The sequence below is a fragment of the Bacillus sp. FJAT-50079 genome (genome assembly GCF_018343515.1).
GTDB lineage: Bacteria > Bacillota > Bacilli > Bacillales > Bacillaceae_C > Lederbergia.
Genome location: NZ_JAGYPD010000007.1, coordinates 118,108 through 131,648, shown reverse-complemented (window position 1 = coordinate 131,648; position 13,541 = coordinate 118,108). Strand labels below are relative to the sequence as shown.

The 13,541-nt window shown below is 38.6% G+C and carries 10 protein-coding genes and 1 riboswitch; of the genes, 5 read left to right on the top strand and 5 right to left on the bottom strand.

From position 1 onward, the window contains the following. Nucleotides 1-53 precede the first annotated feature (53 nt). The 4 genes from metE to KHA95_RS18885 form a co-directional block, all read right to left on the bottom strand. Nucleotides 54-2,330: a 5-methyltetrahydropteroyltriglutamate--homocysteine S-methyltransferase gene (metE, locus tag KHA95_RS18900; protein WP_213139113.1), complete on the bottom strand. Its 2,277-nt coding sequence runs from the start codon at nucleotides 2,328-2,330 to the stop codon at nucleotides 54-56. Between the two features lie 31 nt (nucleotides 2,331-2,361). Continuing rightward, complete coding sequence (locus tag KHA95_RS18895) at nucleotides 2,362-4,215, bottom strand: bifunctional homocysteine S-methyltransferase/methylenetetrahydrofolate reductase (RefSeq protein ID WP_213139112.1); 1,854 nt, start codon at nucleotides 4,213-4,215, stop codon at nucleotides 2,362-2,364. A gap of 115 nt (nucleotides 4,216-4,330) precedes the next feature. Next, nucleotides 4,331-4,439: riboswitch (SAM riboswitch) on the bottom strand. Between the two features lie 207 nt (nucleotides 4,440-4,646). Further along, entirely contained in the window at nucleotides 4,647-6,566 is a 1,920-nt protein-coding gene (locus tag KHA95_RS18890; RefSeq protein WP_213139111.1) for a heavy metal translocating P-type ATPase, read from the bottom strand. 270 nt (nucleotides 6,567-6,836) lie between these two features. Beyond that, complete coding sequence (locus KHA95_RS18885) at nucleotides 6,837-7,340, bottom strand: DinB family protein (RefSeq protein WP_213139110.1); 504 nt, start codon at nucleotides 7,338-7,340, stop codon at nucleotides 6,837-6,839. Nucleotides 7,341-7,484: 144 nt separating this feature from the next. Between KHA95_RS18885 and KHA95_RS18880 the strand changes: the two genes are divergently transcribed. Beyond that, a complete protein-coding gene (locus KHA95_RS18880) occupies nucleotides 7,485-8,102 on the top strand; it encodes a LysE/ArgO family amino acid transporter (protein WP_213139109.1) in 618 nt (205 codons plus the stop codon). A gap of 12 nt (nucleotides 8,103-8,114) precedes the next feature. Here the strand turns inward: KHA95_RS18880 and KHA95_RS18875 are convergent, their stop codons facing one another. Further along, complete coding sequence (locus KHA95_RS18875; RefSeq protein WP_249317097.1) at nucleotides 8,115-8,741, bottom strand: flavodoxin family protein; 627 nt, start codon at nucleotides 8,739-8,741, stop codon at nucleotides 8,115-8,117. Between the two features lie 344 nt (nucleotides 8,742-9,085). Between KHA95_RS18875 and rpe the strand changes: the two genes are divergently transcribed. The 4 genes from rpe to KHA95_RS18855 all read left to right on the top strand — a co-directional run bounded on the left by rpe (nucleotide 9,086) and on the right by KHA95_RS18855 (nucleotide 13,313). Then, nucleotides 9,086-9,742, top strand: coding sequence for a ribulose-phosphate 3-epimerase (gene rpe / locus KHA95_RS18870; RefSeq protein WP_213139108.1), 657 nt, complete (start codon nucleotides 9,086-9,088; stop codon nucleotides 9,740-9,742). Between the two features lie 17 nt (nucleotides 9,743-9,759). After that, entirely contained in the window at nucleotides 9,760-10,209 is a 450-nt protein-coding gene (gene rpiB, locus KHA95_RS18865; protein WP_213139107.1) for a ribose 5-phosphate isomerase B, read from the top strand. 91 nt (nucleotides 10,210-10,300) lie between these two features. Beyond that, nucleotides 10,301-12,178: a beta-glucoside-specific PTS transporter subunit IIABC gene (locus KHA95_RS18860; RefSeq protein WP_213139106.1), complete on the top strand. Its 1,878-nt coding sequence runs from the start codon at nucleotides 10,301-10,303 to the stop codon at nucleotides 12,176-12,178. A gap of 127 nt (nucleotides 12,179-12,305) precedes the next feature. Further along, nucleotides 12,306-13,313, top strand: a complete 1,008-nt coding sequence (locus KHA95_RS18855; protein ID WP_213139105.1) for a LacI family DNA-binding transcriptional regulator — start codon at nucleotides 12,306-12,308, stop codon at nucleotides 13,311-13,313. Nucleotides 13,314-13,541 lie beyond the last annotated feature (228 nt).

Genomic DNA, 13,541 nt, shown 5'->3' with positions numbered 1-13,541 from the left:
TTAGCGAAAGCTCCCGAATCGCCAGGAGCTTTCGGTTGATCAAATCACTTTTCTTATTTTACCGAAGCAAGTTGCGCTTCTCTTACCTCTTTTGCGGCTTCTACCATTATTTTCAAAGCAGCAATCGTTTCTCTTTCTTTTCTCGTTTTCAAGCCGCAGTCTGGATTGACCCAAAATTGCTTGGCAGGAATCGTTTGTAGCGCACGATTAATATTTTCTTTGATTTCTGCTTTACTAGGCACTCGCGGACTATGAATATCGTACACGCCGAGCCCAATTTCTTTGTCATAAATATTTTCTTCAAATGTTGAAATTAATTCCCCGTGACTTCTCGACGTTTCAATGGAAATGACATCTGCGTCCAACGCACTGATCGCTTCAAAAATATCTCCGAAGCTCGAATAACACATATGAGTATGAATTTGTGTGCTATTTTTTACTGATGCTGTTGCCAACTTAAATGCATGGACCGCGGCGTGCAAGTATGTTTCCCATTGATCGCGTTTGAGTGGAAGCCCTTCTCTAAGCGCTGGTTCATCCACTTGAATAATTGTAATATCGTTCTTTTCCAACTCTTCGATTTCTTTTCGTAATGCAACGGCAATTTGGTTAAGTACATCGAAGCGAGCAATATCATCGCGGACGAATGACCAGTTTAAAATGGTGACAGGACCTGTCAGCATTCCTTTCACTTGTTTATTCGTTAATGATTGCGCATAGACGCTTTCCTTTACTGTCATCGCTTGTGTGAATGATACTTCGCCGAAAATAACTGGCGGCTTCACACAACGTGACCCATATGATTGAACCCAGCCAAATTGGGTAATTTGAAAGCCGTTTAGCTTTTCACCAAAATATTCAACCATATCTGTTCGTTCAAATTCACCGTGGACTAACACATCAAGACCGATTTCTTCTTGAATTTGAATCCACTTTTTCGTTTCTGTTTGTATATACTGTTCGTATTCTTGATTTGACAACTCACCTTTGCGCCATTTTAAACGTTGCTTCCTCACTTCCGCTGTTTGCGGCAAACTTCCGATCGTCGTTGTCGGTAATAATGGCAGTTGCAAAATCTCTTTTTGAATAGCGATTCTTTCAGCGAATGGCAAAGCACGCTCAGCACTTAATTCGTTAGCATCAATTTGATCTGCTGATTTTTTTCGATATGTTGAATCGTTTAACGCCTGAATCGCATGATGACTATCTTCGAGCTCTACGACAATGCTTTCCTTTCCATCTTTCAAACCTTTCGCAAGCGTGACGACTTCCTCAAGCTTTTCATCTGCAAATGATAGTGCAGCTTTAATAATTGGATCGAGTGCCTCCTCCGTTTTTTTCGTTACGGGCACATGCAGTAAAGAGGATGATGGCTGAACAATGATTCTTTCTTTATCAACAAATTGCTGAATCGTTGCTAGAAGATCGAGCTTCTTTTCCAAATCTGCACGCCAGACGTTTCTTCCGTCAATCACCCCAGCGGCAAGCACTTTATCTTTCGGGAATCCATTTTGTCGTAATGACTGAAGGGTATCTCCATGGATGAAATCTAGCCCAATTCCCGCAACGGGTAACTGAACAATTTCTTTATAAAAATCAATTGTTTCAAAATAAGTTTGGACGATGATGTTAATTCCTGGTACTGCTTGCGCAATTGATTCATAGACTTGCTCAATGAGTACAAGATCGGCATCTGTTAAATTCGTTCCAAAAATCGGCTCATCAAGTTGAACCCACTTAACACCAGCTTCTTTCAGCTCTTGCAATACTTGAATATAAAGGGGTAGGAATGTTTTCAACAGTCCCGGAAAATCTTCGATTCCTTTTCCTAGTTTTAAAAATGTAAACGGGCCTAATATGACCGGCTTCCCTTCAATCCCTAATTCTTCCTTTGCTTCTTTATAAAAAGTAAGCGGGCGGTTTTCTACTAATATTGGGTTTACATCATCAAACTCTGGAACAATATAATGATAGTTTGTGTTAAACCATTTGGTCATTTCTGAGGCGACGGCCTGTTTTGTTCCACGAGCAATGGCAAAATACGTCTCCAATGATGAGTTCGTTCCATTATGTTGAAATCTCTTTGGGACAACTCCAAACATCATCGATGTATCAAGCACATGGTCATATAATGTAAAATCTCCAACTGGAATGAGATCAATCCCTTTTTCTTGTTGCTTTCTTAATCCATCTAATCGCAATGCTTTTGTTTCTTTTAACAGACCTTCTTCAGTAATGTCCCCATTCCAAAACTTTTCCAACACTTTTTTCCATTCACGTTTTTCACCGATTCTTGGATATCCTACATTTGAACTTAATACGTTTGCCATAATATTTCCCTGCTTTCATTTTTATTTCTTGTTAGCTGATAAATTGTGATTCTTTCGTTTCCGCTATTTGTTGATCTTTTTGTTGAATATAGGCGGATAGTTCAACCGTTAATTCATAGCGGATAAATGGTGTGATTAAATAAATTCCGTTAAAATGCACCATCGCTGTATCGATTAATTCCTTGGCAATTTGCAGTCCTTCTTGGATTGCTTGCTCGGAGTTTTCTGCCGTTGCAGCCATTCTTGCGCGAATGTCATCTGGCACTTTGATTCCAGGCACTTCATTATGAAGGAACTCCGCGTTTCGTGTTGAGACGAGCGGCATAATCCCAATGTAAATTGGCGCCTTTATATGCTTCGCCGCTTCACTAATTTCAATGATTTTCTCTTTGCTAAAGACAGGTTGTGTGATGACGTAATCCGCCCCATAATGAATTTTTTTCTCTAATCGCTCAACTGCTTTGCCAATATTTCGAACATTAGGGTTAAAAGCTGTCGCAATATGAAAGTTCGTTTTCTCTTTAAGCGACTTTCCCGACAATGATCTCCCTTCATTAAACTGCTTGATTAGCTTAATGAGTTCAAATGATGTGACATCAAATACAGAGGTCGCGCCTGGAAAATCTCCAATTTTCGTTGGATCACCGGTAATCGCTAATACATCTCGGACTCCTAATGTATGTAAACCCATTAAATGGGATTGTAACCCGATGATATTTCGATCTCGGCATGTAATGTGAACGAGTGAAGGCAAATCAAGCTCTCGATTGACGAGTGAGGCCATTGTTAAATTACATACACGCGGTGAAGCGAGTGAGTTGTCGGCAAGTGTCAACCCATCAACTCCAGCTTCCTTTAGAGCTCGTGCCCCTTCGAAAAACTTGTTCGTATCTAAATGTTTCGGGGTATCCAATTCAACAATGATTGATCTCCTTGTTTTTACTTTTTCAAATAAAGTTAAGTGATCCGGTTGTTTTGATTCAGCAATCTCTACCCTTTTTTTACTTCTCACCTCCTTTTTCTTAATCGGTGCCAATCCTTTCACACCTTCTGCCAGTGCTTTAATATGTTCTGGTGTTGTCCCGCAACATCCACCCATTAATCGCACACCTTGATTGCGAAAATCACGGGCATACGTTTCGAAATAAGCTGGCTCCGTTTTATAGCGGAGTTTACCTTCGCGATATTCCGGAAGACTTGAGTTCGGGTAAACGGATAAAAATGCTTTAGTTGGAATCGGGACGGTTTCCAACGCTTTTAGAACGTGGTAAGGACCGAGCCTGCAATTCACTCCAACAACATTTGCACCTAGCTCTTCTAAACGAACAAATGCATCTGATAGTTCAATTCCACTTTCCAATACTCCTGGTTCATGCATCGATACATTCGTAATAATTGGAATATCTGTCTCTTCACGAGCAATTTTTAAAACGGTCGTCAATTCATCAAAATCATAGTATGTTTCCAGTAAAAGGCCATCAACATCTTCAAGCAACAAGCAGTATAGCTGCTCGCGAAAACTCCGTTTCAATTCTTCCTTCGTCTCAATCCGTATACCTGAACCATGGATGCCGCCAATCGTACCCACGACATAAGCATTATTAGCTACTGCCTTTCTCGCGATTTTCACTGCTTCACTATTGATCCTTTTTACCCTTTCTTCTAAACCATATCTTGAAAGCTTTATATAATTTGCTCCATACGTGTTTGTTTGTATGACGTTTGCGCCTGCATTCAAATATGCTTGGTGAACTTGGCTTACTTCATTTGGATGTGTGAGATTCAACTCTTCAAAACAACGATCGATTCCGTATGAATAGAGCAGAGTTCCAGTCGCCCCATCCCCGATCAATATTCGCTCTTGCAAACTATTTAATAAACTCATAACTCTCCAACCTCCCCATGTTTATGTTTTGATAAGAAGGCTTTTTCCAATAAAAAAGAGCCTTCTTAACAAGAAGAAGGCCCTAAATAGACATATCGCTATATCAGAAGGCTTCTTCTCATCTTTCAAGTCGTTTCCAACTTGCTGGATGTAGCACCTTTCCGCATGAAACGGTGGTTGCTGAGGTGTCATCGGGCCATTCCCTCAACCTCTCTCGATAAGAACGAAGTATTATTATTTTTTTAAAGTGATGTACGAGCTCCCCGTTTCCCTTGAAATAAAAAAGACAACCAGAAATACCACTTTCATGAAAAGGGAGTATTTCCGGTTGTCCGGTCAGTACTAGTTAGATTTAATTATTTAAATTGTATTATAGGCAGGTATTTTTTAGAAGTCAATATCATTTTTTTAAAAGTCAAAAATGGTTATACCTACTTCAATAGACGCAAGCTGTTTAAAATGACTAAAATTGTGCTTCCTTCATGACCTATTACCCCAAACGGCAAATCCAACATTTGTAGAAAATTGGAGGCAATGAGCAGAAGGATGATGCCAATAGAAAAAATAATATTTTGTTTGATGATCCGATTCATTCGCTTCGATAATTGAATCGCTTCTGGAATGCGTGATAAATCATTTTTCATCAGCACAATATCAGCTGTCTCAAGCGCAACATCCGTTCCTTCACCCATTGAAATGCCAACATTCGCTGTTGCCAGTGCGGGAGCGTCATTGATTCCATCGCCAACCATCGCCACATTCCCATATTTTTGTTTTAATGCTCGGAGATGTTCCACTTTGTTCTCCGGCAAACATTCGGCCATTCGCTCATGAACATGAGTATCAGCTGCAACCGCCTCAGCGGTCGTTACACTATCTCCAGTAAGCATGATCGTGTAAATTCCTTGACGCTTTACTTGATCAATTGCCTCCTTCGTTTCAGCACGGACCATATCTTTCAGCGCAATTAATCCGACAAGTTCCCCGGCTTTTTCAGCAAATACGACCGTTTTCCCTTCACTTGCAAGCTTGCTTTCTGGACTATCTACAAATTGCTTTACGGCTGCTTGATCAAAATAACCTTTTTTTCCTATTCTCCATTGCACATGGTCAATGACAGCTTCCATTCCCCAACCAGGAACATCCTTAATTTGGTCCGGCTCGATAAACGGTCTCTCCATGTTTGTTCGAGCGTATTTTACAATCGCATTCGCCAATGGATGATTAGAGTGCCTTTCAATCGATGCAATCGCCTGAAGTACCTCGTCTGCATCCATTTGTTCACGAACGATCACATCTGTTACTTCCGGCTTCCCTTTCGTAAGTGTCCCTGTTTTATCAAACGCAATCGCCTGTAAATGACCTAATTGTTCTAAATGGATTCCACTTTTGAAAAGAATCCCGCGCTTTGCACCATTTGAAATCGCCGCTAAGGTTGCCGGCGTAATTGATGCAACGAGCGCACACGGAGAAGCGACAACAAGCAAAATCATCGCCCGATAAAACGATTCGTTCCAGCTCCAGCCAAGCAGAAAATGCGGAAGAAAAATCATAATTGTAACAACCGCTAACACGATGTTTACATATTTTCCTTCAAAGCGTTCAATGAACAGCTGTGATGGTGATTTTTCACTTTGCGCAGATTGGACGAGCTCAATGATTTTTTGAAACAGTGTTTCATTGCTCGGCTTTGTAATACGAACGGTAATCGAGCCATTCATATTCATCGTCCCAGCAAAAACTTCCTCACCGATTCCTTTAAAAACAGGTGTTGCCTCACCCGTAATCGCAGCCTCATCTATATTTGTCATTCCATTCGTAATTTCACCGTCAGATGGAACCCTTTCTCCCGGTTTGATTAAAATATAATCACCGACAATTAATTCAGAAACCGGAACATAATATTCCCCATGATCTGTTATTTTCAACGCTTCATCTGGCTGCATTTCCATTAATGCTGAAAGCTCTTTATGACTTTTATTCATCGTGTACGTTTCAAGGGCGCCACTCATCGCGAAAATAAAGATTAATATCGCTCCCTCTATCCAATAACCGATGATCACTGAACCAATTGCTGCTAAAATCATTAACATTTCAACGTTGAGCTTTTTATTCTGAACTGTATCTTCAATGCCTTCTTTTGCCTTCGCATAACCGCCGATAAAAAAAGAAACGACATACAAAATAATTGATGCAGTAATAAATCCACCTTTATCAGCAAGCCAGCCTAATAAGATGAGCACCCCACTTCCAGCAGCTGCAATTAATTCACCATTCGTCTTTATCTTCTCTATTATATTTGTTTTAGTGACGACTTGTTTATTTTCTAGCGTTTCTACTTGAGAGCTCATCACTTCACCTTCCCCATCTGTTTAATTGATAAGATTTATCACTTACTTTATAATAATTATTATATAGTTATCATATTAAATAAGTTCTTGTTTGTCAAATATAAATGAGAATTAGTTCACTTAATTGAGAATGATTATTAATGTTATCAATATGAACAGTTGGTATAACGATAATAATTATCATTTGCAAATAAAAAACAGGTATACAAAATCAGACGATTGATTTTGTATACCTGTTTTTCACTATTTATTCATTAATATTTATCCTTCTTAAACTTCTGGCGGTTGTCCACCAAATGCTGCCCATTCTTCCCTTGCCGGTCCATATACACCAGGAACCGTTAAACCTGCTTGACGCATAAGTACAGTCATTTGCCCACGATGATGTGCCTGGTGTGTAATGATGAGGCTGAGTACAGTCGAAATCGTCCACATTTGCCCATACATATCCTTTTCTTCTTTTAACGTTTCGTCATTCCATTGTTCTTGAATTGCTTTTTCCATCGCCTCACTAGACACTTTGTAAGCGTTGGCGATCTCTTGGGCGGATGCTGGTACTGGAGCATCTTCTGGCGTAGCTTCGAGCATAAGTCCTGTGCGACTCATCATTTCATCAATGGTTGTCACAATATGCCAAGCGATTCTTCCTAACGTACGGTCCTGCGGTGAAACTTCCTGTTTAAGCGATTCATCTGATAGAGCGTCCAATATTTTTTGCGTTGATCCACTTTCATGACCCCAGTTTGTTAAAAACTCGTCGATCGTATTGAACATTTCTTCCCCTCCAAAATTAAGTTTCGTTAATATAATTCAACAAGTAATGATTCATTTCCTTTAATAGTTTTTCCATCAGGGAAAGCTTTAGTCATGATTTATTGTATAATCTAATAGAAAAAGTGATAGAATAGGAGATCTTTCATGTTAACTGCATTCCTACACGGATTTATTATGGCACTCGGGTTAATTCTTCCACTCGGTGCACAAAATGTATTTATTTTTAATCAAGGTGCTTCACAGCGAAAATTCAGAGGAGTCATTCCTGTCATTATTACAGCATCAATTTGTGATACTCTACTCATTTTATTAGCTGTTTTAGGTGTATCGATGATTGTATTAACGGTTCCCATTTTACAAACGATCCTTTTTTCAATCGGATTATTATTTTTACTATATATGGGCTGGTCCGTTTGGAAGAGTTCCCCTACAAACGGAAGCCAACAAACTGAAGCAATGTCTCCGAAAAAACAGATTATGTTCGCTTTATCCGTATCTTTGCTAAACCCTCATGCCATCCTTGATACGATCGGTGTAATCGGAACAAGTTCACTCAATTACATTGGATCAGAAAAGATTTTATTTACAGGGGCTTGCATTATCGTTTCTTGCCTGTGGTTCCTAGGACTAGCGATAGCAGGAAGAGCCCTCGGCAATTTTGATAAAACAGGTAACTTTTTAAAGATCATTAATAAAGTATCAGCAATTATTATTTGGTGTGTAGCTATATACATCGCTATTGAACTTTATCGAATGATTTAAAGCAGATGACAATTATTTGATTATATTTCCCTCTGCTGGAATGGGATGGTTCTTAAAAAGTTTGGCGAAATGGATTAGATTATAAGCCATGATTTTTGCATGCTGCATAGTAAAATCATTTTGGTCACCTTTCGCTTCAATAAAAGATGGTCCAGGCCCCGCTTCTCCAACCCAATATGTATCAACATTCGGAGGAATCGTAAAACCTATATGAGAAAGGGAATAAATGAGCGAGCGTGAAACATGCTTCGCTCCATCTTCATTTCCAGTAACAACGACACCGGCTACTTTATTATAGTAAATATACTGTCCCTTCTCATTTGTTAACCCGCTTCCTCCATATAGTCTTTCGATTGTTTTCACAGCTACACTGCTTTGTTCTCCCAGCCAAATTGGAGAACCAATAATTAAAATATCGGCATTCTTCACTTTTTCAAAGATCATTGGCCATTCATCTTTTTCACTGACTGCTTCATGGGTAATTCCTAATCCTATATCGTAATCAGCCATCGTTAAAATCTCCGTATTGATACCTTTTTCCTCGAAAATTTCCGTGACCTTTTCGATTAATGCTCGGGTGTTCGATTGTTCACTGCTTTTTTTCAGCGTGCAATTTAAAACTAAAGCATTGATCTTCATTCTTATCTGCCTCCTAAAAATGATCTCTGCCATCCTATTCCCTTTTTAATCAAAATAAACCCCTACGATGTGCATCCTATTAATCAAGCGTTTAATTAATGTTGGTTATAACTGGTCTGGTATACTTCATGACAATTTCCTTCTTCGAAGAAATAGGAAGTTGCAAAAATAGCTTGATTTATTATCATAACGTGTTAATATGAAATTAGGTAAACGATTACCCAAGTATCATCGAAACTTACAACTCATCCTTATTTTTATTTTGATTGATGAGTAATCGTTTACTCATATGGGTAAACGATTACTCGATGTGCATTAAATAAAAAGAAATGAAGGTGTTAAGCATGGAAAAGTTAATTTGTCCTTCTATGATGTGCGCTAATTTCCGATCTTTGGAAGATGAAATGAACGCATTAGAAGAAGCCAATGTTGATATTTATCATATTGACATCATGGACGGGAATTTTGTCCCAAACTTTGGAATGGGGCTGCAAGATTTTGAGTACATCCGGTCAGCGACAAAAAAAACCGTTGATGTTCATTTAATGATTGATAATCCGTCTGCTTATATTGATTTATTCGCAGAGAAAGGCGCAGATATTATTTATTTCCACCCTGAAACGGACATGCATCCGGCAAGAACGATCGACCGGATTCGTACAAATGATGTCAAACCAGGCATTGCTATTAACCCTGGTACATCGATCGCATCGATCGAGCCGTTATTAAGCTTAGTCGATTACGTACTCGTCATGACTGTAAACCCAGGATTTGCAGGACAAAAATATTTACCGTTTGTAAACGACAAAATCGAAGAGCTTTGCAAAATAAAAAATGAAGGTAATAATCAGTTCCAAGTCGTTGTGGATGGTGCGATTTCACCAGAAAAAATTCAAGAGTTATCAGCGGTTGGAGTTGAAGGATTTGTATTAGGAACCTCTGCCCTTTTTGGAAAAGAAGAATCATACAAAACAATTACAGAGAAGCTTCGGGCTTTATAATATAGGAGGAACAAATGATGAAAATTGCAATTGCAAGTGATCATGTTGGATTAGAATTAAAGCCAACTATTATTGAATACTTACAAGAACTCGGCCACGAAGTTGTCGACTTTGGCCCACAATCATCAGAGCGCACGGACTATCCTAAATACGGACAGAAAGTCGCACTTGAAGTTGTTGAGAAGAAAGCAGATGCAGGTATTTTAATTTGTGGAACTGGAGTAGGAATTTCTATTTCTGCCAATAAAGTAAAAGGAATTCGTGCAGTTGTATGTAGCGAGCCTTATACGGCTCAGCTTTCTAAGCAGCATAATAATACGAATATCCTCGCTTTCGGTTCTCGTGTCATTGGCAGCGAACTTGCTAAAATGATTGTTAAATCTTGGCTGGAAGCAGAGTTTGAAGGTGGAAGACATGCTAATCGTGTTGAAATGATTGGCACAATTGAAGATCAATTTTTATGCTAAATATAGGTATCCAAAGAAAAATAAGTACTCCCTTATTTTTCTTTGCTCGCCTGGAAAGCGCTTATCTATTTGGAAATGAGGGAAAAACACCATGACTTACGAAAAATTAGCAAAAATGATTGTTAAAAATATAGGTGGAGAAGATAATATTTCATCCGTCACACATTGTGCAACGAGATTACGCTTTAAATTAAAAAATGATTCAAAAGCAAACACAGAAGCACTTAAATCCTCTCCTGATATATTGTCTGTCGTTAATAAAGGCGGACAATATCAGATCATTATCGGTACACATGTTTCACATGTTTATAAAGATTTATTAAATGTAGCAAATATTGAAGTAAAAAAATCAGATTCACCGAAAGAAGAGGCATCTGGAAATGTGATCGGTCGATTCTTTAACGTCGTATCGGCGATCTTCACACCATTATTGCCCGTATTGGCTGGTGCCGGGGTATTACGCGGATTATTAATGATTTGTAATCAACTTGGTTGGATAAGCGAGGATTCTGGAACATACGGCATCTTATCAGCTGCATCATTAAGTGTATTCTACTTCTTGCCTATCTTACTATCTGTGACGGCAGCTAAAAGATTCGGAGCAAATCCATATATCGCAGCAGTAATAGGAGCTTCCCTCATTCACCCTGATTTCATGGGTTTACTTGAAGGGCTAGGAAATGGAGCAACAACTGATTTCTTTGGTATTCCAGTTGTATTGATGTCATATCCTTCGACGGTTATTCCAGCAATATTAGCAATTTGGGCATATTCTTATCTAGAAAGATTTTTAGAAAAGCATATTTGGAGAAGCATGCAAATCATTTTAGTTCCACTTATTTCTTTTATTATAATTGTTCCTCTTACAGCAATTGCATTCGGACCATTCGGTGTTTACGTTGGTGAAGGGCTAGCAAATGCGATTAATTACTTGAGTGAAACAAATGGTTGGATTACCGGTGCATTAATCGGTGGCGTTTGGAATGTTTTCGTTGTTTTCGGATTACAATGGGCAGTTAACCCAATTATGATCAGCAATATTAGTACATTAGGGTTTGATAAAATTGTCCCACTTACAGCGGCTGCTAACTTTGGTATCGCTGGTGCAACATTAGGTGTCTTAATTAAAACAAAAAATAAAAGAATGCGTTCATTCTCCCTTTCTGCATTAATTTCTATTTTCTTTGCGGGAATTACAGAGCCAGCAATCTATGGTGTTGCCATTAAACTTAAACGTCCATTCATTGCGGCAATTATTGGTGGTGCTGCTGGGGGCGCATTTATCGGTGGGTTCCAAGTTATTGCCAATGCCTTTGTATTCGGTGGATTAACAACTTTACCTGCTTTCGTAGGAAGCACATTCACTAAATATGTTATCGGTTTATTAATCTGTTTTGTCGTTGCAGCTGTGGCAGCAATGATTTTAGGATTTGAAGATCCTGTGGACGAAGAAACAGAAGATGGTGAAAATGAAGAACAAGTGAACCATGTTAAAACAGTTCCTGCATCAAACGATAGCGAGCAAGTGATCAACAGCCCTATCACAGGGAAAGTAGTCGATTTACAAGAAGTAGCTGACGGTGTATTTTCCGAAAAGTTATTAGGTGAAGGAATTGCCATCATTCCTTCTGATGGAAAGGTTTATGCACCTGCAAGTGGTGTCATGTCAACCGTTTTTCCTACGAAGCACGCTTATGGAATTACAACAGCTAACGGTGCCGACATATTAATTCATATCGGTATTAACACAGTTGAATTGAACGGCGAGCTTTTTGTTGCACATGTAGAACAAGACCAGCATGTGAATGCGGGAGATTTAATCGCAGAATTTGATTTAGAACAAATTAAAGCAAAAGGATATCCGATTTACACACCTGTCATTGTGACAAATGCAGCATCCTTTACTGATGTATCCATTTTAAATGCTGGAGATGTAAAGCATGGTGAGCCATTAATCAACGTGAAATAACGCATGTTAGGACCTAACTCTAAATTTAGAGTTAGGTCCTTCATTTTAATGGTTCCCCTGCTTTCACAAAATAAATTTATATAGTAGCATAGTGATGATCGGAGTATTAGTATGTGTGAGGTGCACGATGAACCAAAAAAAGAATTTATCTATGAAAGAGATTGCGGAATTATGCAATGTATCTGTCGCAACTGTTTCTCGGGTAATCAACCAAAATGGCAGATTTTCTAAAGAAACAGAAGAAAAAGTACGTGCCGTTATCAAGGAGTACGGCTATAAAACAAATATGGTGGCCAAAAGTTTACGAATGAGACAATCGAAATCCATTGGTGTAATCGTTCCCGATATAAAAAACGAATTTTTCTCCAGCATCGTATTGGAAATTGAAAATTTCTTTTTCTCTGAAGGGTATTCTGTATTTATATGTAATACGAACAATGAAGAAGAAAAAGAACAGGAATACTTAAAGAGCCTTGATGCGAAAAATGTGGATGGATTAATTTATATATCAGGGAATGAAGATCTATCGCTCCATTCATTGCACAGAAATATACCGATTGTTTGTATCGACCGCAAGCCTAATATTGATGAAAACATTGCCATCGTGGAATCAGATAACTATGTAGGCGGATATATTGCCGCAGAAAAATTAATAAACGAAGGATGCAAAAATATTTTACTCATTAGAAGTAGAAAAGACCTTTCAACGATCCGTCTAAGATATAAAGGATATGCAGATGCCTTAAAGAAAGGGAACCTCAAAGTCCGCGATGAACTAATCATCGACCTGACCTACACTACCTTCGAAGAAGCAAAGGTAGCCGTGGATAAATTCATTAAAGAGGGAATTACCTTTGATGGCGTCTTCGCCACAAATGATTGGCTTGCCCTTGGTGCATTAATCGCAATGAGAGAAAATAATATAAGCGTGCCACAAGACGTAAAAATCATCGGCTTTGATAATATTTCTATTTCGAAATATAGCTATCCAAGCATTACAACCATTGACCAAAACAAAAAGAAATTAGGCGAAGAAGCAGCAAATGCCTTATTGAATTTTATTAACAAAGAAGAAACGAGAGCAAAGCTTGATATTGTCATCCCTGTGAAATTAATCGAGAGGGAGACAACGTGAGTTAACATATAACACCGATCTTCAAAGGATTTTGAGGATCGGTGTTATTTTAAGTTATTATTCGTTTGTATAGGGAATGAAAAAGATAAACCCAAAGAATATTGCCATTCTAGGCTTCCTTCCCCTAATCAAACGTTTGATTAAGTACATTTTGAAAAGAAATGAGCAAGGGAAATTGCGAGCAGTCAGCTTCTAAGCATCATATCAATTTGACTTGTAACTCTGAGT